This window comes from Kitasatospora sp. NPDC087861, assembly GCF_044742585.1.
Lineage (GTDB): Bacteria > Actinomycetota > Actinomycetes > Streptomycetales > Streptomycetaceae > Kitasatospora.
The window spans coordinates 48522-72576 of the sequence record NZ_JBIUUS010000015.1 but is presented as its reverse complement, the minus strand read 5'-3'; the positions used below and the strand labels follow the sequence as shown (position 1 = coordinate 72576).

The window sequence follows — 24055 nt, the reverse complement described above, 5'->3', positions numbered from 1 at the left end:
GGCCCCGTACCGCCGGCCGCTGTGGAAGCGCGGTAGCAGGCCGGTCATCGCCCGTCGCGGGGTACCGCACGGCTCGGCTCCTCAGAGCCAGCCGCGACGGCTTGCCTGGACGCCGAGTTGGAACCGGGTCCGCGCGCCGAGGAGTTCCTGGAGGCGGGTGATGCGGCGGGCCACCGTCCGCTCGCTGACGCCGATCTCGCGGGCGATCGACTCGTCGGTCAGGCCGCCGCTGAGGTAGGTGAGCAGCCGCCGGCTCTCGGCACCGGGAGCCGTCCCGGCGTCGTCCGCCGTCTCGTCGGCGGCCGGCAGCGGGACGGCGATCCGCCAGAACGACTCGAACACGCCGATCAGCGAGTCCAGGAGGTCCGATCGCCGCACGACGACGTGGTGCCGACGGTCCCAGTCGCTGGACGGGGGGCATACGAGGGCGAATCGGTCGTCGCAGATGCCCATGTTCAGCGGGACCTCGGGAAAGACGCGGGCGCGTTCCCCGAGGTCGATGGAGGTCTGGACGGCCTGCCGGGCGGCCCCGTCCCGCAGTACCCGGGACCCGTAGACGACCGTGCACGTGACTCCGCGGGTCAGCGCCTCCCGGCAGCCGGGGGCCAGCACGTTGGGTCGTGCGGATCGGCCGGTGAAGCCGATGGTCAGGCCGCGCACCCGTTCGGTGGCCTCGTCGTAGAGCCGCCGGACCAGTGCGCTGCGGGCCGCCTCCGTCCGGGCGACTTCGATGTAGTCGGCTCCGTCGGCGTGGTGGTGGTCGCGCCAGAAGCGGGACAGTTCCTCGACGCCGTGGTGCAGGGCGGCGAGTTCCTTGGTGCGCTTGTCCACCACGACGTCCAGCGCGGCGCGCGGGGGTCGGGCGACCAGCCGTGTGCCGTCCGGTTCGACCAGGCCGAGGCCGGTCAGTTCGCCGACGGCCTTGCTCATGGCGTGCGAGGTCACCCGCAGGGCGCCCGCCAGTTCGGCACGGGTCAGCGGGCCGCGCTCGACGAGGAGGAGGTAGGCGTTCTCGGCTGTATCGTTTATACCTATACCATGGAGCGAATGCATATCCACGATCGTCTCATGGGCCGACCGGATGTGGCGAGCGAAACTGTCGTCCTTTCGCCGCCGGCGGGTTGACTTTGACGGGATGTCAGGCCGCCCGCGCTCAGTAGCGCCAGGGCGGAACCGAGGGCGACGGCGTCCGAGCCCGCGCTGCCCGTACCGCCACGGTCGTGCCGGGTGTTCGTCACGAGGGGCGGCGACATGGGTATGCCGCCGCCTCCGCCGCTGCCCCCAGGCTTACGCCGGGAGGCGCCACTTCTGGTTGTCGCTGCCCTTGCAGTCCCAGATGATCAGTTGGGGGCTGTCGAGGCTGTAGCCGGGGTCGTCCAGGCACTTGCCGGACTGGGGGTTCATCAGGCTGCCGTCGGCGCGGGCGACCCACTGCTGGGCGCCGCCGCCGTTGCAGTGGTAGAGCTGGACGGCGGTGCCGTCGGCGGTGCCGCTGTGCAGGACGTCCAGGCACGCGCCGAGGATCTGCACCGTGCCGTCACCGGGCAGCGTCCAGTTCTGGCCGGCACCGCCGGTGCAGGCGGCGAGGGCGACCGGGTTGAAGTCGGCGGTGGAGCCGTTCCTGTCGTCCAGGCACCAGTTGTTCAGGCCGGTCACCGGGCCGGGGCCGCTGCCGGTGCCGTGGGTGGTGTGGCCCCAGACGTCGAGGATGGGTGCCGCGTCGGCTTCGTTGCCCAGGTAGGGCAGGCCGTACATGTCCTCGATGGTGCGGAGCATGCTGTAGTGGTTGATCGTCTCGCTGTAGCTGCCCGGGTGGACGTTCGCGCCGTAGAACACGGTGGGCATGTGGTTGGCGGAGGTGAAGTTGTCCTCGTCCCACGTGACGATCAGCAGGCTGTTGTGGGTCTTGGCCCACTCGGCGTAGCCGCCGAAGACGTTCTTGACCCAGGTGTCTCCGCTCAGGATGCTGCCGTCGTGCATGGACTCGTGCTCGTTGCCGTGCGCGAAGGTGACGGCGGGCAGGGCGGCGTAGCCGGCGGCTGCGGCGGGGAAGCCGCAGTCCTGGCCGGCGGTCGGGGACGGGTAGGTCAGCCACTTGTCGACCGGGTTGGGGGTGGTGGCGGTGCCCGGCAGGTCGGCGAAGCGCAGTCAGGCGGCGGGGGTGGCTTCGTCGGAGTAGTCGGCGAAGCCCAGGCCGTGCTGGATCAGCTCGTTGGGCAGGTTGTCCCCGTCGACCGAACCGGGTGGCGGGGGAGTGCTGTTGGTCAGCCCATGGGTGGAGCCGGACAGGAGGGCGTAGTAGTTCGGCAGGCTGGGGTGCCACTCGCCGTGCGCGTCGCTGAACGACGCACCCGTCTGCGCAAGGGAGTTGATGTACGGGGCCTGGGCGGTGTTGCCGATGACGTCGCCGTAGTCCTCGTTCTCCATCATCACGATGACCACGTGGTCCGGACGCGGCAGCGCGGCGGAGTCCGTCGTGGAGGCCGTCGCGGAGGGCGCGGCGGCGGTGGCGGGTCCGGCGGCGGTGCATACGAGCGAGACGGCGGCCGCCATGACGGCGGCCGTGAGCCCGCCCGGCGTTCGCCGCCGCTTTCGGACACTCGGAAAGAGCTTCTGCATGATCACGGTCGGTTCCTCTGAGGGGGGTGGGCATGTGCCGATCCGGTCAACTCCCGTGCGCACGCGGACTTCCAGACGGCGGAGCGCCGGACACCCGGCCTCCCACCGTCGCCCGCCACGCTGACCGGACAGCGGCGACGGTAGCGTGAATCTGCTCATTCCGGAGCGATTTCGCGCATATTTGATCACTTGCTGGAAGAGCGTTCACGGGGCCGCCGCGGGGGGTTTACCCTGCCGCGTCCAGCCTCGCTGCACGGGCCGAGATGCCGACGGCCCGATGTCCTTGCTGGGGCATCCAAAGATGCGAAGAGCATGCTCATTGATGCTTGATATGGTCACCTTTCACGCATCTCTTGACACTCAAGGCCGTGGTGCACTGCACTGGTTGGCGCAGGCGGCATGCCTGCCGGACACCTCATCGGCGTCACCCCGAAGATGACGAGGATCGGGTCCCGGCTCGTCACTTCGCCGCGTTCTGACCAGGCTTGCCCGTGCCGCTCTCGGCGCTGACCGGCCCATCAGCTCCTCCGGTGGCCGACAGAGCGGTGCGCGGGAGCGGGTGAGCGACCGGCTACCGAGTCCGCGACATCAGTCAGGAGTACGTGGCTCATGGCACTTTCGTCCCATCGCTGGCGCAGGCGATCCGTCACCGCGGTCATCGCCGCGATCGCCGCAATGACCGGCTCCTTGCTCGCTCCGAGCGCCGTCGCATCCCCCACCGCCACCAGCCCGAACGGCCACGCGCTGGCCGTGACCCCGCCGATGGGCTTCAACAACTGGGCACGGTTCGGCTGCCGCGCCGGCAACCCCAACACCGGTGACGCGGGGGTGAGCGAGAAACTGATCCTTGCCCAGGCCAACGCCCTGGTCGGCAAGAAGCTGGCGGCCAAGGGGTACAACACGGTCACCGTGGACGACTGCTGGATGGCCGCCTCGCGCGACGCAGCCGGCAACCTCGTCGCCGACCCGACGGTCTTTCCGCACGGCATGGCCTGGCTCGGCAGACAACTGCACGCCAAGGGCCTCAAGTTCGGCCTCTACGAGGACATCGGCACCGACACCTGCGGCGGCTACCCCGGCAGCTGGGACCACTTCCAGCAGGACGCGAACCTCCTCGCGTCCTGGGGCGTGGACTACATCAAGCTCGACGGCTGCAACATGCCCGCCTCGGCGAACACCGCGGCCGGCTACGGCCAGGCGTACAAGGACTTCGGCGCCGCCATGAAGGCCAACGCCAGCGGTCGCGACATGGTCTTCTCCGAATCCTCGCCCGCCTACTTCTACATCGGCCAGTCCGACCTCGCCAACTGGTACACGGTCATCGACCAGGCGAGTCAGAGCGGCCAGCTCTGGCGCGAGGGCTACGACGTCAAGATGTACCACTCCTCGCACAACGCCTGGAGCCACGACGGCAACCAGGCAGGAGTGATGGCCCAGTACGGGTACAACTCGCAGCTCGCACGCTACTCGGGCCCCGGCAGCTGGAACGACCCGGACTTCCTCATCACCGGTGACGCACTCACCGACGAGGAGTCGCGCAGCCAGTTCGCGTTGTGGTCGATGATGGCCTCGCCACTGATCCTCAGCACCGACATCCCCAACCTCTCCGCCGCGTCACTGGCGACGCTGTCCAACACGGACATCATCGCCATCGACCAGGACCCGCTCGGCAAGCAGGCGGGCATCGTCTCCCGGAACGGCACCGTCGACGTCCTCTCCCGCCCGCTGACCAACGGGGACCGGGCCGTCGCCCTGCTCAACCGCGGCGCCGGCACGATCACGGCCGGCACCACGCTCAACGCCGTCGGCTTCCAGGGCGGCGGGTGCTCGGCCGACGTCAAGGACCTGTGGACCGGGACGAGCTCCTCCAGCACCGGCACGATCAGCACCTCGCTCCCCGCGCACGGCACCGCGATCTTCCGCGTGACCCCCGGTGCGGGCTGCGTCGGCCAGCAGCCCACCGGACAGATCGCCGGCATCGGTGGAAAGTGCCTGGACGACGCGTACGCGGGCACGGGCCCGAACAACCCCGTCACCCTCTACAGCTGCCACGGCGGCGCCAACCAGCGCTGGACGATGCCGGGCGACGGCACCGTCCGCACCCTCGGAGGCTGCCTCGACACCGCCTACCGGAGCAACGACAGCCGCCATGCGGGCTACTGGGCAGTGCTGAACCCCTGCGACGGACGGGCCAGCGAGCAATGGACCTACCAGCGTAACGGCTACCTGCAGAACACCGGCCTGCACCTGTGCGTGGACGACTACGCGTCCGACACCGCGGACGCCACCCCGATCATCGTCGACGGCTGCGGCGTGAGCGAGGTCAACCAGGCCAATCAGATCTGGATCCTGCCCGTCTGATGACCCGTGGTCGCCGTCCGCCGTCGAGGCGGGCGGCGACCTGGCCGCTGTCGGGGCTGCCCGCCGGCACATCCGCACATGCGCACTGCCGCACCGCCGTCCGCGAGGGTTACGCATTCACTCTGCCGGAACAGGCCCTCCCCGGCTCGCCGGAGGTCACTCCGTGGTCGCGACGCACGACGAGGCCTGTCGTCATCGACACGGTCGAGTTCGCCGACGACCGGTCGGGCGACGTCGTCGGACGGCCGGGCGCGCACGTCTGGCGCTGCGCACGTTCCCGACCCCGGCGCTCCGCCGGGCAGTCGGAACGGGCACTCCACTCGGCGAACACCGCGCCGACGGCAGCAGCCGCCCGACCGCCCTCCGGCGTTCGCCGCTCAGCCGCGCAGGGGTGCGGCTAGTCGTCCCAGCAGGCCCGCGATCAGGGCTGTCTGCGCGGGGACGGTGTCGGGGTAGATGAACTCGCCCTGGGCGTGGGCGCCGTCGCCGACCGCGCCCATGCCGCACAGCACCGGCAGGCCGAGGGCGGCGACGAAGTTGGCGTCGCTGGCGCCGCCGACGGCGGCGGCGGACAGTCCGTCGCGGCCCTGCTCGCGGGCGACTTCGCGGGCGAGGCCGAGGAGCGGGGCGGAGGCGGCGTTGAGGGTCATCGGGGGCCGGTTCCAGGCGTGGTCGATGTCGATCCGGACCCGTGGGTCGCTGACCTTGATGGCCTCCAGTTCCGTGTCCACGCGCTCCCGTTCGGCCTCGCTGCTGACCCGGATGTCGACGCTCGCGGTGGCCTGCCCGGCGACGACGTTGGCGGCGGAGCCGCCCGTGATGAGCCCGGGGTTGATCGTCGTGCCCTTGTCGGGGGCGGCGACAGCGGCGGCGGCGACCACGAACTCGGACAGCGCGGTGATGGCGCTGGCCCCGTCCTCGGGCGCGAGCCCGGCGTGCGCCTCGACGCCGCTGGCGGTGACGCGGAAGGTCCCGTTGCCCTTGCGGGCGGTCTTGACCGCGCCGTGCGCGCTCGGCTCCAGCACCAGCGTCACGTCGGCGTGGTGCGCGACCTCCTCGATCACCGGGCGCGAGGACCGGGAGCCGACCTCCTCGTCGCCGTTGAAGAGGAAGGTGACCGTGGGCACCGAGACGCCGTACTCCCGGGCGAGCTTGAGGGCCCATATGCCCTGGGCCAGGCCGGTCTTCATGTCGAAGATGCCCGGCCCGCTGAGCTTCTCCCGGCCGTCCGACTCGGACGGCGCCCAGCCGGCGAGGGTACCGGTGGGCCACACGGTGTCGTAGTGACCGACCAGCGCGACGTGCCCGGGGCCGGTGCCGGGGTAGGTCAGGGTGAGGGTGTCGCCACGCTCGCCACCACGGTGGCGGTGCTCCTCGCCGGGCTGTCCGAGGCGGTGGACGGCCAGATCGTGCAGGAGGTCCCGGCCTGCCGCCAGGCCGGCCAGGTCATAGCTGCTGGTCTCCTGGCCGACGAGGGTCATGATGTCGGTGACGATCTCCGAGGAGACCTCGTGGGCACGGTCGGTGAGGGTGACTGTGGCGGGATTCATGATCGACTTTCTCGCGTGGACGGGTGGAGTGGTGGAGGTTGCGGTGGCGGCTCAGCCGATGCCGAAGGGGATGCCGAGCAGGTACCAGGCGATGAAGAAGGCCACCCAGGCGACCCAGGCGACGGCGGCGACCGGGAGGGTGAAGGAGGCGAGGGTGCCGATGCCGGCGTTCCTGCGGTACTGCCGCAGGTAGGCGACGGCCATCATGAAGAACGGGCTCATCGGCGTGATGCACTTGGTGACCGAGTCGGCGACCCGGTACATGGCCTGGGTGGCCTCCGGATGGACGCCGACGAGCATCAGCATCGGCACCAGGACCGGGGCGACCAGCGCCCACAGCGCGGAGCCGCTGGTGACCAGCAGGTTCATCACCGAGATCAGCACGGCGACGCCGAGCAGCACCAGCCAGCCGCTGAGGTGCATGTCGCGCAGGGTCTCCGCGCCCTTGACGGCGAGGATGTCGCCGAGGTTCGTCCACTTGAAGTAGGCGAGGAACTGGGAGATCGCGAAGAAGAGGACGAGGGTGGGTGCCATCGCCTTGGTGCCGTCGGTCATCGCGTCGATGACGTCGCGGGCTCCACCGAAGGTCCCGGCCTGGCGGCCGTAGACCCAGCCGACCAGGGAGAAGAACAAGCCGAGGACGATCGCCATGCCGCTGAACAGCGGCGAGCTGACGATGCCGCCGTGGTCCCCGCGCAGCGGCGAGGAGTGCGGGATGGTCGCCGCGACCAGGAACGCGGCGAAGGCCAGTGCGGCCAGCCCGGTCAGCCGCAGCGCACGGCGCTGCCGGGCGGTGGTCTCAGCCGCCTCCGCCTCCGCCTCCTCGGCCGGCGGCGCGGCCGGCGGCTCGTCGGGCTCCAGGTCGGAGCGCCGGGCGAGGACCGACTCGACGACGATCGTGATCACGAGCGCCATGAGGATCGACGACGCGAGCCCGAAGTAGTAGTTCGCCACCGGGGTCACCACGGCGTGCGGGTCGATGACGTGGGCCGCGGCCGTGGACATCGACGACAGCAGCACATCGGTCGTGGTGAGGGCGGGGGAGGCGTTGAAGCCCGCGGAGACCGACACATAGGCGACGACGCAGCCGAGGACCGGGCTGCGGCCGGCGGCCCGGTAGAGCGCCGCGCCGAGCGGGATCAGGGTCACGTACGCGGCGTCGCCGGCGACGTGGCTGACCATCGCGGTCAGCGCCAGCGCGAAGGTCAGGTACCGGCCCGACACCCGCGCGACCAGGCGGCGCAGCAGCGTCTCGAACAGCCCGCTCTTCTCGGCGACGACGATGCCGAACATCACGATGAGGACCGTCGACAGCGGTGGGAACTGCGCGAAGCTGTCGACGGCGTGCCCGATGGCGAGCGCGAACCCGTCCTTGCTGAGCAGGCTCCGCACCTCGACGGCCTTGTGGGTCGCGGGGAGCAACGCGCTGACGTGCTCCGCGGCCAGCACGGCGCTGAGCACGGCGACGACCGCCGCGAGGATCCAGAACAGCCAGAACGGGTCGGGCAGCCGGTTGCCGGCCCGCTCGATGGCCGCGAGGCCGCGGAACACGGCGCGCATGGATCTCGGCCCGGGCTCGGTCTCCCGGGGCTCGGTCACGGTGGCAGTCATCGCTACCCTTTCGGCGGAAGATGAGGGAACTTTCCGCAAACAATGGCACCTAAGTGAGAGATTTTCTAGATCTTCCATGTCACGATGGGATCAACCGGCAGTCTAGGGTATGGAAACATGACTGGGCCTCTCCTCGACGAGCTCGACCGGCGCCTGATCGGGGCGCTGCACGTAGCCCCCCGGGCCACCTGGGACGACATCGGCGCGATCCTGTCCGCCGACGCCGGCACTCTCAAACGCCGCTACGACCGGCTGCACAAGGCCCGCATGGTGCGCGTGGTCGGCCAGGCCGACTGGGGCCTGCACTCCACGGCGATGCCCGTCCACGTCTTCCTGGACATCACCGGCGAAACCCCGCTGGTAGTCCTCGACCGGCTCCGTGACCTTCCCCACGTTCAGCGTCTGGCGCAGATCTCCGGCGACTACCCCATCTACGCCGTGGTCCACGCCCCGTCCGAGGCGGCCACCAGCGAGGCGATCGACCGGCTCTTCTCGGTCCCCGGCGTCCGCCGCGTCAACGCCCTGCCCGCGCTCAGCACCCTGCGCCGGGGCGCCGCCTGGGACCCGCAGTTCCTCACCGACGCCGAGCATGCCGGCCTGCGGGAGCTCACCGGGGTCAGACCGGAGGGTACCGCGACGGCCAACCCGCCCGCCAAGCCCCTCAGCGAGACGGAGCGCACCGTCGTCACGCTACTGATACAGGACGGCCGGGCCTCCGCCGCGAGCATCGCCCGCGCCGCGGAACTGCCCACCTCCACCGCGCACCGCGTCGTGCGCCGGGTCCTGGACGAGCACTGGGTCAAGCCGCGCCTGGAGATCGTGTCGGAATGGCTCGGCTTCCGGACCCCGTTCATGCTCCGCCTGCGGGTCGCCCCCGGCGGGACCCCCGACGTCATGCGCCGTCTCGACCAGCTGCCCCAGACCCGCCTCGCCGTGCATGTCGCCAGCGACCTGTCCGTTCTCTGCACCGGCCTGGTCACCGACCGCTCCGCCCTGGCGCTCTTCATCGACAACGAACTCGCCAGGATCCCCGGCATCCTCGCCGTCAGCGTCGACGTCATGTTCGCCGAACCACGCCGCTACTGGCTGGACCGGGACCTCGTCCACGGCGCCCTGGGCGCCTTCCACGCGCCCACGCTGCTCTGACCGCGGCCGGCGGCCGCACCACCTCACGTGTGCAGGGGTGCGGGCCTCGGCGGTCGGTCAGGCGGTGGTGTTCGCGTGGCGTTTCTCGATCGTGCGCATGATGGAGGTGGCGGCCTCCATCTGGAGCAGGCCGCTCAAGATCGACCATCACGATTGATGACCGATGAGGCTGTGGCTCAACCTCCGAAGGAGTGAAAGATGAGCGAGCGCAGCAAGTTCCTGGAGCCGATCACCCGGGAGAACGCCGCCGTGATCCTGGTCGACCACCAGGTGGGCCTGCTGTCCGGCGTCCGGGACATCCCACTCGGCGAGCTGAAGCACAACGTGGTGGCACTGGCGCGCGCGGCGACCGTGCTGGGCATCCCCCTGGTCGTCACCACCACCGCGGCCGACAGCATGTGGGGGCCGACCGCCCCCGAGCTGGTCCAGGCGCTGCCGGCCGGACAGCGGATCATCGACCGCAGCACGGTCAACGCCTGGCACGACGACCGGGTCCGCGAGGCCGTCGAAGCCACCGGCCGGCAGAAGCTGGTCTTCGCCGGGGTGTCGCTTGAGGTGTGCGCCGCACTGCCCGCGATCTCCGCGACGGCCGCCGGCTACGACGCCTACGTCGTCGTCGACGCCTCCGGCACCTTCAGCCAGGCCAAGCGTGAGGCCGGACTGCTGCGCATGCAGCAGGCGGGCGTCATCGTCAGCGACTACGCCACCCTCATGGTCGAGGCCCTGGCCGACAACGCCGCTCCCGAGGCCGCCGCCCTCTACACCGCCCTGGACATGCCGTTCGCCGTCCTGGTCGGCCAGATCTCCGCCGCCCACCACGCATAGAGGTCCACCGGCCGACCAGCAGAGGCACGGTCTGACCCCGGAAGTCGGATGCTTCCGGCGGCATGAGTGCTCACCTGCCGGCGGCCACGGCACCGAGTCTCCACGGTGGCCTTGTTCCTGTCCTCGTCGCTGCTCACGGGGGTGCGAGTTTCTGCGCGGCGCCGTGATCACGGAACCTGTGCCTGCGTGGGTGAGGCAGCAGCGGCTGTCCGCCGGGTGAGCCCGTGGAGGGCGTGAGGGGTCTGCCTGCTGTGTTATCTCTGAGAAGCGATTTCCAAACCGAGGGATACGGCTGCTGCTCGAATTTCCGCGCGTATCAGCCTCGTTCGGGTGATCGCTTCGCAGCCGGCGCATAGGAGAAGGGCCTCCTGCACAGTTCGGTGATGTCGAGTCAACGAACCATCAGGAGGCCCTGGTGTCCCACTGTGGCGTGCTTGCTCCGTCCGCGTCCAGCTCCGGCATGTCGTGCGATTGCCTCGCACACCGGCTCGGGAATGCCGCTGACCAGCCGGACCGGGCCCGCCGCTACGGCTCCGACCTGACCGACGCAAAGTGGGCGATCGTGCGGCCACTGCTGCCCGTCCCGGCCTGGCTGAACGGCAAGGGAGGCCGCCCGGAGCGCTATTGCCACCGCCGGCTGACTGATGCGGTGCGCTACCTGGTCGCCGAGGGCGTGCGCTGGGCCAGCCTGCCCGCCGACTTCCCCAAGTGGCGGGCCGTGTACCGGTTCTTCCGCCGCTGGCGCGACAACGACTTCATCAAGGAGTTCTACGGCCGGCTGCGCAAGATGCTGCGTGCCCTGGCCGGGAAGAAGCAGGAGCCTACCGCCGCGATCATCGACTCGCAGTCGGTGAAGGCCGACGCCACCGTCGGTGCGGCCATCCGCGGCCAGAGAACACGAGTGGCTGGAGCAGGACCTGACGGTCGACTACTTCGACCAGTACTTCTCCCACCCGGAGAAGGTGTGGGACGACTTCGAGGTCGCCATGACCTCGACCGGCTACGACGGCGCCTTCGCGGGGATCTACTTCAACTAACGGGCGGTGTTGCATCGGATGTGACATTCGACGTGACCGGTACAGGCCGCTGACCTGCTGATTTACGAGGGGGCCGACTCTGGGTCGGTCCCCTCGCCCGGCATCAGGGCCGGGGCGCGTAACCGATGCAACGATGTTGCGTTAGATGCAACGTGAGTCGAGCGGTGGATCTCCTCGGTGAAGTGCACCTGGTGCTGACGGCAGGCGTTGCGTTTCTCGATCCTGAGCCTGCCGTTTCCGAAGCGATACTGACCGACTGGGAGGCGGTCTCTCAGTGAGGCTGGCCCGCCTCCGTTCGAGCGCTGAGCCGGTGGCCCATCGAGCTCCGAGGAGCGCGACGGGCCACCGAGCCGACCATGCCAGGAGGTGACGGTCCTGCCTAGAGGTGGCCGGCCGCTGCGGGGCTACCGGTCAGTGCCAGGGTGCTGTCCAGTTGCTGCCAGGTCCCGGACGGTCCGGTGCCGATCCGGTACCACTGCCACAGGGTGTTGTCGGTGGCGCGGGCGTAGACGTTGACCCGGGTACCCACCTGCGTCGCGGTCGGCGCACCGGTGACGGCGCGGCCGAGGTCGTACCAGGAGGACGACCAGCCGCCTGCGGCGGTCCAGCTGAGCTGGCCGACACTGTTGTTGGGCGCCAGCCCGGCGAACACCTCGATCTGGCCGGGGCCGCCGCTGACCGCTGTCGGTGACGAGGAGAGCGTGCCGCCGTGGCTGGTCCAGCCCGTCCACTCACCGTTGACGTAGCTCTTCTGCCACAGCGCGTTGTCGGTGCCGCGGGCGAAGACGTCGATCCGGTTGAGCGAGGCCACCGCTGTGGGGGCGCCGACGATGGTGGTCGAGTTGGGTGCGTCCACGTACGCCCAGCTGCTGGTCCAGTTGACGCCGTAGTAGTAGGCCGGAAGGTCGTTCGCGCCGGGCGTCTGCTGGAAGGTCTTCTGGTACACCTTGCCGTCGGTGCCGCGGACGAACACGTCGATGCGGTCACGTCCGAGGCTCGCCGCGGTGGGGCTGGCGGTGAGGGTGCCGCCGAGGCTGGTCCAGTTGCCCCAGGCGCCGTTCTTGTAGGTGTTCTGCCACAGCGCGTTGTCCGCGCCCCAGACGAACACGTCGGTGCCGCCCGGGCTGGAGACGACGGCTGGCTGGCCCTGGATCGAGCCGGGGCCGGTGGAGCCGGCGGTGCCCAGCGCCAGGGTCTGCCAGGCCGACCAGGTGCTGCCGGTCCAGGTCTTCTGGCTCACACCCGATGTGGTCGGCACCAGGACCGTCTCCGGCTGCTGCTCGGTGGCGCCGGTGAGCTTGAGCATCACGGACTGGTGGGGGGCCAGGGTGAAGTTCTGCGAGCCGGTCGAGCTGACGGTGCCCAGGCTCGCGCCGGTGTAGAGGTTCTGCACCGACGCGGTGCCGTTCAGGCCGAGGTTCTGCGTGGTGAACGAGTAGTTCTGAGAGGTGCTGCTGCGGTTCACCAGCAGGACGGCCCGGGTGCCGGAGGCCGCCAGCTGCTTGGACCAGACCTGGACGCTGCCGTTGTCCAGGACCTTCTGCCCCTGGTGGACGGCGCTGTCCTGGTCGACGGCGATCACGGACTCGTTGCCGACGATGGCCGCGGTCGCCGCGCTCAGGTTGGTGGTGTCGGTGGCCAGCACGAGCGGCGCGCCCTGGATGGCCCACATCCCGAAGTAGGACTGCTGCTCGTCCGGGGTGAGACCCCAGAGGGTGCCGGAGGTGCCATGGGTCTGCTGCTGCCCGGTGCTCGGGTTGTCGCCGAAGCCGGGCCCGATCAGCAGGTAGTCCGGGTCGTTGTACTGGCCGGCGGCTTCGTTGCTGGGGTGGTCGTTCAGGTCGAAACTCTCGGAGACCTGATCCCAGTTGATCCACGTCGAGCCGCCGTTGGACGTCGTCCCGTAGCCGGCGTTGCCCGTGATGTCGCGCCCGTTCCGCCAGGTGCGGGCCGCCGAACCACCCCACACCCACGGGCCGTCCGGAGCGCCCGAGCCCCACTCGCAGATCTCCAGCGCCAGCGGGTGCGCCACCCCGGCGGAGGTCTTCGCGTTGGCCGTCAGGCCGCCCCAGGCCTTGTAGTCCGCCATGACCGTGCTGTAGCCGGACGGGATGCCGCCGCAGTGGTCGACCTTCACCCAGTCGAAGCCCCAGTCCGCGAACGTGGTCACGTCCTTGGCCTCGTTGCCGCCGCTGCCGTGCTGGCCACCGCAGCCGGTGGCGCCGGTGTCGGTGTACATGCCCGCCTGCATGCCGAGGGCGTGCACGTAGTCGGTGAGGTCCTTCATGGTGTTCAACGCGCGCGCGGGGACGGTGGTGCCGTTGGACAGCGTGACCGCCTTGGTCTGGGCGCCGGTCAGGAAGCCGGGCCTGGGGACCATGACGCCGTTGGCGTCGCGCCCGGTGCCGCTCTGGGTCCACCAGCCGCCGTCGAGGCTGACGTCACGGTAGCCGAGGTCGGCGAGGCTCTTGTGCCGGCCGGAGCCGTTGAGCCCGAGGTTCGCGTTCGGCGTCGCCAGTCCGGCCGTCTGGTCGGCGATGCTCTGTGCGGAGTAGTCGTTGTTGTAGAAGTACCAGGAGTTCCAGCCCATCGGCGGGGTCGTCGCGCCGTTCGCGCCGGGCGGGACCATCGCCTCGGCAGGGGTCGGGGTGCTGACAGTCGTCACCGTCAGTGTTCCGGCGATGATCATCGTGGCGCTCAGCGCTGCGGTGGCGAGGCGCCGCCGGCGCGGGCGGGCGGGCGGTGCGGACGAGTGCGCGGAACCGACCGCCGTCGGGTCCGGAAGGCCCGACGGTGCGGAAGCGAGGGACATCGAGAGCTCCTAGGTGGGGAGATCACGCGGGGCGGGGGGAGGTGAGCGATGGTGCTGTGGGCCCGCCCTTCGAACGAAGGGCGGGCCGCTTCTGGGGGCGCTTCGGGGGCTACGCGGGCAGGCCGACGGCGCGTTCGCGGGCGCGGCGCTGCTGGATCACGACGGCGGCGACCAGCAGGGCGCCCTGGGCGACGTTCTGCCAGAAGGCGTTGATGCCCTGCACGGTGAGACCGTTCTGGAGAGCTCCCAGCAGAGCGACCGCCAGCAGGGTGCCGCCGACGCCGCCCTTGCCGCCCTTGAGGGCGCAGCCACCGAGGGCGGCGGCGGTGATGGCCTGGAGTTCAAGGCCTTCGCTGCCGGAGACGGGCTGGCCGGAGCCGGTGCGGGCGGTGAGCAGGACGCCGGCGAGGGCGGCGACCATGCCGCTGAGTGCGTAGACGGCGATCAGGTACTTGTTGAGGTTGATGCCGGCCAGGCGGGCGGCGGTGTCGTTGCCGCCGAGGGCGTAGATGTTGCGGCCGATGTCGGTGTACCTGAGCAGGACGTGAACGGCGGCCGCGACGAGCAGCAGCAGCCAGACCATGACCGGCAGGCCGGCGATCTTGCCCCGGCTCAGGAAGACGAACAGGCTGTCGTTGAGCACGTAGCCCTGCGCCGAGCCGTTGGAGATGAGCTGTGCGACGCCCTTGTAGGCCGCCAGGCCGGCGAGGGTGGCGATGGTCGGGTTGACCCGGCCGTAGATGATGACGACACCGTTGAAGATGCCGATCCCGGCGCCGATGGCGACGGCGGCGCCGATCCCGAGGAGGGAGTTGGAGCCGGTCGAGGTGAAGACCATGGCGCTGGTGACGGACGCGAGGCCGGCCTGGGAGCCGACGGAGATGTCGAGGGCGCCGCAGATGATCACGACGGTCTGGACGACCGCGAGCAGGCCGGAGATGGTGGAGGCCTCGGCGATGACCTGGATGTTGTCCCAGCTCAGGTAGTTGGGGTTGAGCCACCCGAACACGGCGAGCACCAGGGCCATGGCGCCGATCAGGCCCAGGTTCTGGCCGCCCGCCCGGGCCAGCAGGTTGCGGGCGTCGGTGGCCGGCGTCGGCCGGCCGCCGCTCTGGTCGGGCTCTCGGTCGACGGAGAGGGCAGTCGTCATCGGGTGCCTCCGGGGGCCGGGTCGGTTCCGGTGCGAGGTGCCGTGGCGGTCTCGTGCGGAAGGTCGGGGGTGAGGTCGTCGGCCATGGCGAGGGCGAGGATGGCCTCTTCGGTGGCCTCGGTGTGGTCGAGCCGGCCGGTGATGCGGCCGTTCTGCATGACGAGGATGCGGTCGGCCAGGCCGAGGACCTCGGGGAGTTCGGAGGAGATCACCAGGATCGCGGTGCCCTCGCGGGCGAGGTCGGCGATGATCCGGTAGATCTCGGCCTTCGCGCCGATGTCCACGCCGCGGGTCGGTTCGTCCAGGATCAGCAGGGCGGGCTTGCGGGCGAGCCAGCGGGCCAGGACGACCTTCTGCTGGTTGCCGCCGGACAGGGTGCGGACCTCCGCCTCGATGGAGGGGGCGCGCACCCGCAGGCGGTCCGCGTACTCCTGGGCGAGGGCCTTCTCCTGCGTCCGGTTGACGAACCGCCAGCGGCGCAGCCTGCCGAGGCTGACGAGCGAGGTGTTGTCGCGGATGGTGCGCTGGAGGAACAGGGCCTGGGCCTTGCGCTCCTCCGGAGCGAGGCCGATCCCGGCGCGGATCGCGTCGGCCGGGCCGCGCAGGCGGATGCGGTCGCCGTCGATTCGGACGGTTCCGGATCGTAGGGGGAGGTCGCCGGCCAGGGCGAGGGCGAGTTCGGAGCGGCCGGCGCCGATGAGGCCGGCCAGGGCGACCACCTCGCCGGCGCGGACCTGGAGGCTGATGTCGTGCACGTCATTGGTGCTGAGGCCGTCGACCTCCAGCACCACGCGGTCACCGGCCACGTGCTGGCGCGCGAAGAGGCTGGACAGGTCACGGCCGACCATGAGGCGCACGAGTTCGCCCTCGCTGGTGGTCCTGGCGTCGACGGTGCCTGCGACGGTGCCGTCGCGCAGGACGGCGATCCGGTCGGCGAGCCGGAAGATCTCCTTCATGCGGTGGGAGACGTAGATGACGGCGATGCCCGCGTCGCGCAGCCGGCCGATGAGGGCGAACAGGGCGTCGACCTCGTGGTCGGAGAGCGAGGAGGTGGGCTCATCGAAGGCGATGGCCCGTGGCGCGGTGTCGCCGGTCAGGGCCCGCATGATCTCGACCAACTGCCGTTGGGCCGCGGTGAGTTCGGAGCCGAGGAGGTCGGGGCCGAGGACCTTGTCGAAGCCGAGGCGTTCGAGGTCGGAGGTGATCCGGCGGCGCAGTTCGGCCCGGTCGAGCCGTCGGCCCGTGCGTCGCGGTAGGGAGCCGGCGTAGACGTTCTCGGCGACGGAGACGTGCGGGATGATCTCCGGTTCCTGCGGGATGATCCGGATGCCGGCGCGCCTCGCGTCGGTCGGCGAGTCGAGGTCGAGGACCTGGCCGTCCAGCCTGATCCGGCCCTCGGTGGGCTGGTGGTCACCGGTGAGGATGCGCAGAAGGGTGGACTTTCCGGCGCCGTTCTCGCCCATGAGGGCGGTCACCTGACCGGGGGGGAAGTGCAGGGTGACGTCTCGCAGAGCCTGGACGGGGCCGAACCGCTTGGTGATCGATTCGGCCGCCAGCCCGGGCCCAGCCGTTGCGGTGCTGGGTGTGTTCATCCGGCTCAGCTGCACTTCGCGCCGGCGGACTGCCAGGTGGAGGCGTCGACCATCGTGGTCGGGGCGAACGCCTCGGCGGGCATCGGCTTGCCGTTCTTGAGGTTGTCGTACATGGTCTGCACGGCGAGGGCGCCGATGTCGCTGCCGTTGATGAACAGCGAGGCCTTCATGCCCGACGGTGCGCCCGGGCCCCAGTCCTTGCAAGCGAGGTAGGCGCCGAGGCCGACGCCGATGATGTTGTCGGGGCCGACGCCCGCGTTCTGCAGGGCCGTCACGCCGCCCTGCACGTTCTCGTCGTTGCAGCCCCAGACCACCCAGTGCTTGACGCCCGGGTTGGCGGTGATGGTCGCCGCGACCTTGTCCTGCGCACCGGTCGGGGTGTTGTCGGTGGCCACGTCGATGTTCTGCACGCTCGCGCCGGCGCCGCTGTTGAAGGCGTCCTTGGCGGCCTTCACACGGTCGCCGCAGACGGTGACGTCCTGCTTCGAGGCGGAGATGACGCGGGTGTCGGCGGCGTTCCAGCCGGCCTTCTTGAAGTCCTCGGCGGCGCGCTTGCCGACCTCGGCGCCCATCTGCTGGCCGGAGAAGCCGATCCGCGGGACCAGGTTGGCCTTGTCGCAGTTGGCCGGGGTGGGGCTGTTGGTGCAGACCTGGTCGTCGGAGGTGAGCAGGGCCACCTTGGCGTCCCGCGCGGTCTGCACCACCTGCGGACCCACCGCGGGGTCGGGAACCACGACGATCAGGCCGTTGGTCTTCTGCGCGATCGCGGACTGGACCTCGCTGACCGTCTTGTTCGCGTCGTTGCCCAGGTTGACCACCTTCAGGTCGATGCCGAGTTCGGCGGCCTTGGCCTTGGCACCGTTGGCCTCGTCGATGAAGTACTGCTGGTCGCCCTGCTTCTGCAGGTAGGTGAGGGAGACTTTCCCGGTGACCGGAGCGGCCGAGGCCGGGCCGGCGCCGCTCGACGAGGTCTGACCGGTCGAACAGGCCGTCAGACCAAGGACGACAGCCGCGCCCAGGACGGCGGCCGCACCACGGGTGCGCGTAGTGATCATTTCGAGCTCCTACCAGGGTGGGGGTGTTCAGGAAGCCGACTGGCCTTACGGGTGTGTGGTCCGGGAGCTGCGGCGGCTTCCGCCTCGCGCTGCCTGCTTGCCTGTCGTCCTGGGCTCGAATCCTGGGACCGGGCGACCAGGACTGTCAAGATATTTGCATAATTAATCAGAAGCGCTACGGTGGCGCCGTGACTGAGCAGACCTGTCGAAGATTCCAGGGCCGTGTCGCCCTGATCACCGGTGCCGCCAGCGGCATCGGCGCCGCCACCGCGCGGCGGCTGGCCGCCGAGGGCGCGGCCGTCATCGCCGTCGACATCGCCGACCCGGCCGGCCGGGCCGTGGTCGAGGCCATCACCGCCGAGGGCGGCCAGGCCGAGTACCGGCACGGCGACGTGACCCGCGCCGCGGTGTGGGACGAGCTGGCCGCGCACGTGCGCAGCCGCTACGGACGGCTGGACGTGCTGCACAGCAACGCCTACGCCGTGGTGGTCAAACCCGCCCACGAGCTGACCGAAGTCGAGTGGGACACCCAGCTCGCGGTCACCCTCAAGGCGACCTGGCTGGCGATCCGCGCCTTCGCCGGGACCCTGCGGGACAGCGAGGGCTCGGTGGTGCTCACCTCCTCGGTGCACGCGCTGGTCGGCCTGCCGGGGCACCCCGCGTACGCCGCCGCCAAGGGCGCCCTGTGCGCGATGGGCCGTCAACTCGCCGTCGAGTACGGCCCGCAGGTGCGGGTCAACACCATCGTGCCCGGGCCGATCATGACCGCGGCCTGGGACCGGGTGGACGAGGCCGGGCGGGCCGACAGCGTTGCCGAGACGGTCACCAAGCGCTTCGGCCGGCCCGAGGAGGTGGCGGCGGCCGTGGCCTTCCTCGCCTCCTCGGACGCCTCCTACGTCACCGGTGCGAACCTGGTGGTGGACGGCGGCTGGTCCGTCGTCAAGGCATCGTCGTGAACACTCACCTGATCGGCGCGCGGGCCACCGGCCCGCGCAGAACAACGGAAGGGGGACCGCGGTGAACAACCCGGTACGAGGCCTGCACAGGCAAGCCGTCGAGGTCATCGGCGAGCAGATCGTCCGCGGCACGTACGCCCCGGGCGACTCGCTCCACCCCGACCGGATCGAGCAGGAACTCGGAGTCAGCAAGACCGTCGTGCGTGAGGCGCTACGGGTCCTGGCGTCCAAGGGACTGATCGACTCCCGCCAGAAGCGCGGCACCTTCGTGCGACCGCGCTCCGACTGGAACCTGCTGGACAGCGACCTACTGCGCTGGCAGGGCCGGGGCATCCCCGACGAGGCCTTCCTCGACAACCTCGGCGAGGTCCGCGGCATCGTCGAACCGGCCGGGGCCCGGCTGGCCGCCGAACGCCGCGACGAGGCCGACCTCGCCGCGCTGGAGGACGCCCTCGACCTGATGGCCGCCGCTGGCAGCGACGCCCACGCCGCGGTCGAGGCCGATCTCGCCTTCCACCGCGCGCTGCTGGCCGCCGCCCACAACGAACTCCTCACCCGCATGGAGGTCGTGATCGAGGCCGGCCTGCGGGTGCGCGACCACATCGTGCACGGCGCCGACCACAGCGCCGACGCCGTCCCCGCCCACCGGGCCGTCCTGGACGCCGTCCGCGCCCGGGACGGCGAAGCGGCCGCCCGCGCCGTCGAGGAACTGCTCGCCCAGGCAGCCGCCGACCTCCACCAGCTGACCGTCGACGCCGAACGGGGAGAGACCGGATGAAGATCACATCACTGGAGACATTCCTCGTCGCTCCGCGCTGGCTGTTCCTGCGCATCGCCACCGACGAGGGGATCACCGGCTGGGGCGAACCCGTCGTGGAGGGCCGCGCCGAGACCGTCCAGGCCGCCGTCCACGAACTCGCCGACTACCTCGTCGGACAGGACCCGCTGCGCATCGAGCACCACTGGCAGATCCTCACCAAGGGCGGCTTCTACCGCGGCGGCCCGGTGCTCTCCAGCGCGGTCGCCGGCATCGACCAGGCCCTGTGGGACATCGCCGGCAAGACCCACGGCGTCCCCGTCCACCAACTGCTCGGCGGCCACGTCCGCGACCGGGTGCGAGTGTACGCCTGGATCGGCGGCGACAGCCCGGCCCATGTCGCCGAACTCGCCCAGGCCCAGATCGACGCCGGCTTCACCGCCGTCAAGATGAACGGCTCAGCGCAGCTGCGCCCCATCGACACCCCCGCCCAGACCCGGGCCGTCATCGACCGCGTCGCTGCCGTGCGCGAGGTCCTCGGCGACGAGCGCGACGTGGCGATCGACTTCCACGGCCGGATGTCCACCGCCATGTCCCGGCGGGTGCTGCCCCTGCTGGAACCCCTGCACCCGCTGTTCGTCGAGGAGCCCGTCCTCCCCGAACACTCCCGCGACCTGCGCCGCCTGGTGGACTCGACGTCCGTTCCACTGGCCGCGGGCGAACGGCTCTACTCCCGCTCGGACTTCCGCGACGTGCTCGCCACCGGCATCGCCGTCGCCCAGCCCGACCCGTCGCACGCCGGCGGCATCTCCGAGGTCCGGCGCATCGCGGCCCTGGCCGAGGTCCACGACGTCGCGATGGCCCCGCACTGCCCGCTCGGCCCGATCGCCCTCGCCGCCAGCCTCCAACTCGCTTTCTCCATACCGAACTTCCTCATCCAGGAACAGAGCCTCGGGATCCACTACAACCGCGGCAACGACCTGCTGGACTACCTGCTGGACCCCGAGCCGTTCCGCTTCACCGACGGCCACGCCGCCCGGCCCACCGGCCCCGGCCTGGGCATCGAGATCGACGAGGCCGCCGTGCGCCGCGCCGCCGAGACCGGACACCGCTGGCGTAACCCCGTCTGGCACCACACTGACGGGTCCTTCGCGGAATGGTGACCGACCTGCCCATCACCATCCGCACCGACCTGGCCCACGGCGGCCGGTGGACCTCGCTGCGAGCCGGCGAACGCGACTGGCTCTGGCACCGCCCCGACCCGGCCCGCGCCACCGTCCGCCCTGGGGACGCCTTCATCGACGCCGGCGGCCTGGAGGAGTGCATCCCGACCGTGCGCGGCACCCCCGACCACGGCGACGCCTGGTCCCGGCCCTGGCAACGCGACGGCGACGCAGACACCCTGGACTGCCCCGACTTCGTCCTGAGCCGACGCATCGACAGCGGACCGGTGGTGCTGCGCATCGACTACGAGCTGCACGCCGACCCGGGCTACCGATTCCTGTGGGCAGCCCACGCCCTGCTCGACGTCACCCCGGACGCCCGGCTGGCCGCACCCGACGCCACGCCGACCCGGCTCTTCCCCGAGGCGGCCGAGCTGCTGGCCCAGCCCTGGCCGGACGGCGCCCACCACCTCACCGGACCGTGGCCGGCGCCGCGCGGCCTGCGGCTGGACCGGCTCGGCCCCGACGACGGCACCGCGGTCGGCGCGATCCTCACCGACTGCGCGAGCGTGACGGTCACCGACGGCCCCGACACGCTCACCTTCTCCCTGCACGCCGACGCCGACGTCCCGGTCTCCGTCGCCCTCTGGCGCAACCTGCGCGGCTTCCCCACGTCGGCCCCCTATCGCAGCATCGGGGTCGAGCCGATGCTCGGCTCCGTCTTCGACCTCGCCGAGGCCGGGCCGGGAGACGCCGCACAGGTGCCGCCCGGCGGGGTACTGCGCTGGCACCTCGACATCACCGCGACCAGCACCCGCACCGACTGACCGACAAGGGCCTCCCCCATGCACCTGACCGAACTGCCGTACCGGACCCTGGCCATCGTGCGCGGCACCAACCGCGACGCGGCGCTGCGCACCGTGCTCGTCCTCGCCGAAGAGGGCATCACCGCCGCCGAAGTGTCGCTGACGACCCCCGACGCACTGTGGGTGATCGAGCAGGCCCGCCGCGAACTCGGCCCGCACGCCACGCTCGGCGCCGGCACCGTGCTGACCGGCGAGGACGCCGCCCGCGCCGCCGACGCCGGCGCGAGCTTCCTCGTCACTCCCGGCCTCGGCGACTACCTGCGCCGCACCACTTCGGAACTGCCCTTGCTGATCGGCGCGCTGACGCCAAGCGAGGTGATCGCCGCGAAGGAGCACGGAGCGCTCGCCGTCAAGCTCTTCCCCGCCTCCCTGGGCGACCCCGGCTACCTGAAGGCCCTTCGGGACCCTTTCCCCGGCGTGCCGTTCATCCCCGTCGGCGGTGTTGACGCCGCCCTGGCGCTCACCTACCTCGCAGCCGGCGCGGTCGCCGTGGGCGTCGGCTCACCGCTGGTCGGCGACGCCGCCAGCGGCGGAGACCTGAACGCCCTTCGTGCGCGCGCCGCCGGCTGGCGCACCGCCCTGACCGAGGAGATAGCGGCATGACCAGCTCGCCACCGCTCGAAGTCGTCACCATCGGCGAGACCATGGCCGCCCTACGGGCCACCGGCCCGGTCAGGCTCGGCGCCCCGATGCAGCTCTCCATCGCCGGCGCCGAGGCCAACGTCGCCATCGGCCTGGCCAGGCTCGGACACCGCACCGGCTGGGTCGGACGGGTCGGCGACGACGAGTTCGGCGCGCTCGTCCTGCGCACACTGCGCGCGGAGCAGGTCGACGTCAGCCACGTTCGGTTCGACACCGAGGGCCGGCCCACCGGTCTGTTGGCCCGCGAGGACCGCATCGCTGATCTGGTCAGCGTCACCTACTACCGCTCGGGATCGGCCGGCTCGGCCCTCCGGTCCTCGGACGTCCTGCTCGCCCTGAGCCCCGGTGTTCGCATCCTGCACCTCACCGGGATCACCCCCGCGCTGAGCCCCGAGGCGGCCGAAGCCGTCCACGCGGCGGCCGCCAGGGCCGGCGAACTCGGCATCACCGTCTGCCTCGACGTCAACTACCGTGCCCGCCTGTGGTCACCGGCCCAGGCCCGCGACGCCCTGCTCCCACTGGCCCGGCTCGCCGACGTACTGGTCGCCTCCGCCGACGAACTGCACCTGGTCTCCGAGGACCCGGACCTGCCCGAGGGCGACGCGATCGACGCGCTGCTCGCCCAGGGGCGCGGAGAGGTGGTGATCACCCGCGGCGGCGACGGCGCGAGCGCCAGCACCGCCCAGGGCACCGTCAGCATGCCCGCACGCCGGGTGCCCGTCGTCGATGTCGTCGGCGCCGGCGACGCGTTCGTCGCGGGCTACCTCTCCGGCCTGCTCGACGGACTCGACGTCGAACGCCGCCTCCACCGGGCCACCACCACCGGCGCCTTCGCCGTCACCTCGCGCGGCGACTGGGAGGGCCTGCCCACCCGACGCGACCTCGCGCTCCTCGACCAGCCCGCCGGCACCACCCTGCGCTAGCCCTCCCGGAGAGTCCGATGTCCTTCTCAAGCAACCTGCCCGGCCAGGTCGAAGTCTGGGCCGCCGGGGAACACGAACTCGCCGAAGGCGCCCGCTGGATCAACGGACGGCTCGTCTACGTCGACATCCTCGCCGGCCGCCTCCTCGAAGTCCCCGACCTCACAGGGCCGCGAACTCCGCGCGAGATCGCTCGCCTCGACGTCCCGCTCGGCGCCGTCGCGCCGGTCGGCGGCCGCCCCGGACACTGGATCGCCGCCGCCGGCACCGGCATCGCGCTGCTCGGCCCTGACGGCGGCCTGGAATGGCTCGCCCGCCCCGAAGACCGGTCCCCCGTCCGCACCAGGATGAACGACGGCGTCTGCGACCCGCAGGGCCGCTTCTGGGCCGGCAGCATGCCCTACGACGGCACCGCCGGCGCCGGGTCGCTCTACCGCACCGACCACGACAGCTCCGTGCACCGCGTCCTCGACGGCATGACGATCGTCAACGGCCCTGCCTTCAACAGCACGGGCGACCTCCTCTACGTCGCCGACAGCGCGGCCGGCACCATCCACCGCTACACCCTCGACCCCGAGGGCAATCCGACCGACCACGAGGAGTTCGTCCGCACTGCGGCCGGCGGCTCCCCGGACGGCATGACCGTCGACACCGACGGCTGCCTCTGGGTGGCGATCTGGGGCCTCGGCGCGGTCCACCAGTACCACCCCGACGGCACCCACCTGACGACCCTGCGCCTCCCCGCCCGCCAGCCCACCTCCGTCTGCCTCACTCCGACCGGCGGCCACCTGCTGATCACCACCGCCCGCCACGGCCTCGACCACCCGGCCGGTCCGGACGGATCCGTGCTCCGCGCTCCGGTCGCCGCAGCTGCCCCGCCCGCCCACGCCTACCGGCAGGAATAGCCACAGCCGACCGGCAGGACGGGGCCCGCGGCATCGGCGTTGCACCGCTCGACCGCGCGACCTCGGACAGCGTCCGCGCTGGCCCGAC

The 24055-nt window shown here is 71.1% G+C and carries 19 protein-coding genes and 2 pseudogenes; 12 read left to right on the top strand and 9 right to left on the bottom strand.

Features of this window, described 5'->3' with window-relative positions:
* Nucleotides 1-81 precede the first annotated feature (81 nt).
* From ACIOJE_RS21740 to ACIOJE_RS21730, 3 genes and pseudogenes are all read right to left on the bottom strand, one after another.
* Nucleotides 82-1053 (bottom strand): LuxR family transcriptional regulator, encoded by a 972-nt coding sequence (locus ACIOJE_RS21740; RefSeq protein ID WP_400777978.1) that lies wholly within the window; start codon nucleotides 1051-1053, stop codon nucleotides 82-84.
* Nucleotides 1054-1287: 234 nt separating this feature from the next.
* A complete protein-coding gene (locus ACIOJE_RS21735; protein ID WP_400778156.1) occupies nucleotides 1288-1755 on the bottom strand; it encodes a ricin-type beta-trefoil lectin domain protein in 468 nt (155 codons plus the stop codon).
* A pseudogene (locus ACIOJE_RS21730) lies at nucleotides 1753-2427 on the bottom strand (alkaline phosphatase family protein); the annotation flags it as partial. The gene ACIOJE_RS21735 and the pseudogene ACIOJE_RS21730, both read right to left, overlap by 3 nt.
* A gap of 801 nt (nucleotides 2428-3228) precedes the next feature.
* Here ACIOJE_RS21730 and ACIOJE_RS21725 point away from each other — a divergent pair.
* Nucleotides 3229-4980: a ricin-type beta-trefoil lectin domain protein gene (locus ACIOJE_RS21725; protein WP_400777977.1), complete on the top strand. Its 1752-nt coding sequence runs from the start codon at nucleotides 3229-3231 to the stop codon at nucleotides 4978-4980.
* A gap of 377 nt (nucleotides 4981-5357) precedes the next feature.
* On the opposite strand, the gene ACIOJE_RS21720 is transcribed toward ACIOJE_RS21725, so the two are convergent.
* Complete coding sequence (locus ACIOJE_RS21720) at nucleotides 5358-6530, bottom strand: M20 family metallopeptidase (protein WP_400777975.1); 1173 nt, start codon at nucleotides 6528-6530, stop codon at nucleotides 5358-5360.
* A 51-nt stretch (nucleotides 6531-6581) separates the two neighbouring features.
* Nucleotides 6582-8141 (bottom strand): AbgT family transporter, encoded by a 1560-nt coding sequence (locus tag ACIOJE_RS21715; protein WP_400777974.1) that lies wholly within the window; start codon nucleotides 8139-8141, stop codon nucleotides 6582-6584.
* A gap of 117 nt (nucleotides 8142-8258) precedes the next feature.
* On the opposite strand from ACIOJE_RS21715, the gene ACIOJE_RS21710 reads away from it, so the two are divergent.
* From ACIOJE_RS21710 to ACIOJE_RS21695, 4 genes and pseudogenes are all read left to right on the top strand, one after another.
* Nucleotides 8259-9287 (top strand): Lrp/AsnC ligand binding domain-containing protein, encoded by a 1029-nt coding sequence (locus ACIOJE_RS21710; RefSeq protein WP_400777973.1) that lies wholly within the window; start codon nucleotides 8259-8261, stop codon nucleotides 9285-9287.
* A gap of 198 nt (nucleotides 9288-9485) precedes the next feature.
* Nucleotides 9486-10112 carry an isochorismatase family protein gene (locus ACIOJE_RS21705; protein ID WP_400777971.1) on the top strand — a complete coding sequence of 209 codons (627 nt, stop codon included), beginning with the start codon at nucleotides 9486-9488 and terminating at the stop codon, nucleotides 10110-10112.
* Nucleotides 10113-10572: 460 nt separating this feature from the next.
* Nucleotides 10573-10866: pseudogene (locus ACIOJE_RS21700) on the top strand (transposase); the annotation flags it as partial.
* Between the two features lie 118 nt (nucleotides 10867-10984).
* A complete protein-coding gene (locus ACIOJE_RS21695; protein WP_400778163.1) occupies nucleotides 10985-11149 on the top strand; it encodes a hypothetical protein in 165 nt (54 codons plus the stop codon).
* 379 nt (nucleotides 11150-11528) lie between these two features.
* Here ACIOJE_RS21695 and ACIOJE_RS21690 read toward each other — a convergent pair whose 3' ends face one another.
* The 4 genes from ACIOJE_RS21690 to ACIOJE_RS21675 form a co-directional block, all read right to left on the bottom strand.
* Nucleotides 11529-13961: a hypothetical protein gene (locus ACIOJE_RS21690; protein WP_400777970.1), complete on the bottom strand. Its 2433-nt coding sequence runs from the start codon at nucleotides 13959-13961 to the stop codon at nucleotides 11529-11531.
* 109 nt (nucleotides 13962-14070) lie between these two features.
* A complete protein-coding gene (locus ACIOJE_RS21685; protein WP_400777968.1) occupies nucleotides 14071-15111 on the bottom strand; it encodes an ABC transporter permease in 1041 nt (346 codons plus the stop codon).
* Nucleotides 15108-16703 (bottom strand): sugar ABC transporter ATP-binding protein, encoded by a 1596-nt coding sequence (locus tag ACIOJE_RS21680; protein WP_400777966.1) that lies wholly within the window; start codon nucleotides 16701-16703, stop codon nucleotides 15108-15110. The genes ACIOJE_RS21685 and ACIOJE_RS21680 overlap by 4 nt, the downstream gene beginning before the upstream one ends.
* Before the next feature lie 5 nt (nucleotides 16704-16708).
* Complete coding sequence (locus ACIOJE_RS21675; protein WP_400777964.1) at nucleotides 16709-17758, bottom strand: substrate-binding domain-containing protein; 1050 nt, start codon at nucleotides 17756-17758, stop codon at nucleotides 16709-16711.
* A 188-nt stretch (nucleotides 17759-17946) separates the two neighbouring features.
* On the opposite strand from ACIOJE_RS21675, the gene ACIOJE_RS21670 reads away from it, so the two are divergent.
* The 7 genes from ACIOJE_RS21670 to ACIOJE_RS21640 all read left to right on the top strand — a co-directional run bounded on the left by ACIOJE_RS21670 (nucleotide 17947) and on the right by ACIOJE_RS21640 (nucleotide 23967).
* Nucleotides 17947-18714, top strand: a complete 768-nt coding sequence (locus ACIOJE_RS21670; protein ID WP_400777962.1) for an SDR family NAD(P)-dependent oxidoreductase — start codon at nucleotides 17947-17949, stop codon at nucleotides 18712-18714.
* A gap of 61 nt (nucleotides 18715-18775) precedes the next feature.
* The gene (locus tag ACIOJE_RS21665; RefSeq protein ID WP_400777960.1) at nucleotides 18776-19492 is read left to right on the top strand and encodes a FadR/GntR family transcriptional regulator; all 717 of its coding nucleotides are present in this window, start codon (nucleotides 18776-18778) and stop codon (nucleotides 19490-19492) included.
* Nucleotides 19489-20634: a galactonate dehydratase gene (gene dgoD, locus ACIOJE_RS21660; protein ID WP_400671527.1), complete on the top strand. Its 1146-nt coding sequence runs from the start codon at nucleotides 19489-19491 to the stop codon at nucleotides 20632-20634. Before ACIOJE_RS21665 ends, dgoD begins: the two co-directional genes overlap by 4 nt.
* On the top strand, nucleotides 20628-21461 hold the full coding sequence (locus ACIOJE_RS21655; RefSeq protein WP_400777959.1) for a hypothetical protein: 834 nt from the start codon (nucleotides 20628-20630) through the stop codon (nucleotides 21459-21461). Before dgoD ends, ACIOJE_RS21655 begins: the two co-directional genes overlap by 7 nt.
* An 18-nt stretch (nucleotides 21462-21479) precedes the next feature.
* Complete coding sequence (locus tag ACIOJE_RS21650; RefSeq protein WP_400777957.1) at nucleotides 21480-22103, top strand: bifunctional 4-hydroxy-2-oxoglutarate aldolase/2-dehydro-3-deoxy-phosphogluconate aldolase; 624 nt, start codon at nucleotides 21480-21482, stop codon at nucleotides 22101-22103.
* Complete coding sequence (locus ACIOJE_RS21645; RefSeq protein WP_400777956.1) at nucleotides 22100-23065, top strand: sugar kinase; 966 nt, start codon at nucleotides 22100-22102, stop codon at nucleotides 23063-23065. Before ACIOJE_RS21650 ends, ACIOJE_RS21645 begins: the two co-directional genes overlap by 4 nt.
* A 17-nt stretch (nucleotides 23066-23082) precedes the next feature.
* Complete coding sequence (locus ACIOJE_RS21640) at nucleotides 23083-23967, top strand: SMP-30/gluconolactonase/LRE family protein (protein WP_400777954.1); 885 nt, start codon at nucleotides 23083-23085, stop codon at nucleotides 23965-23967.
* The last annotated feature ends 88 nt before the right edge of the window (nucleotides 23968-24055 follow it).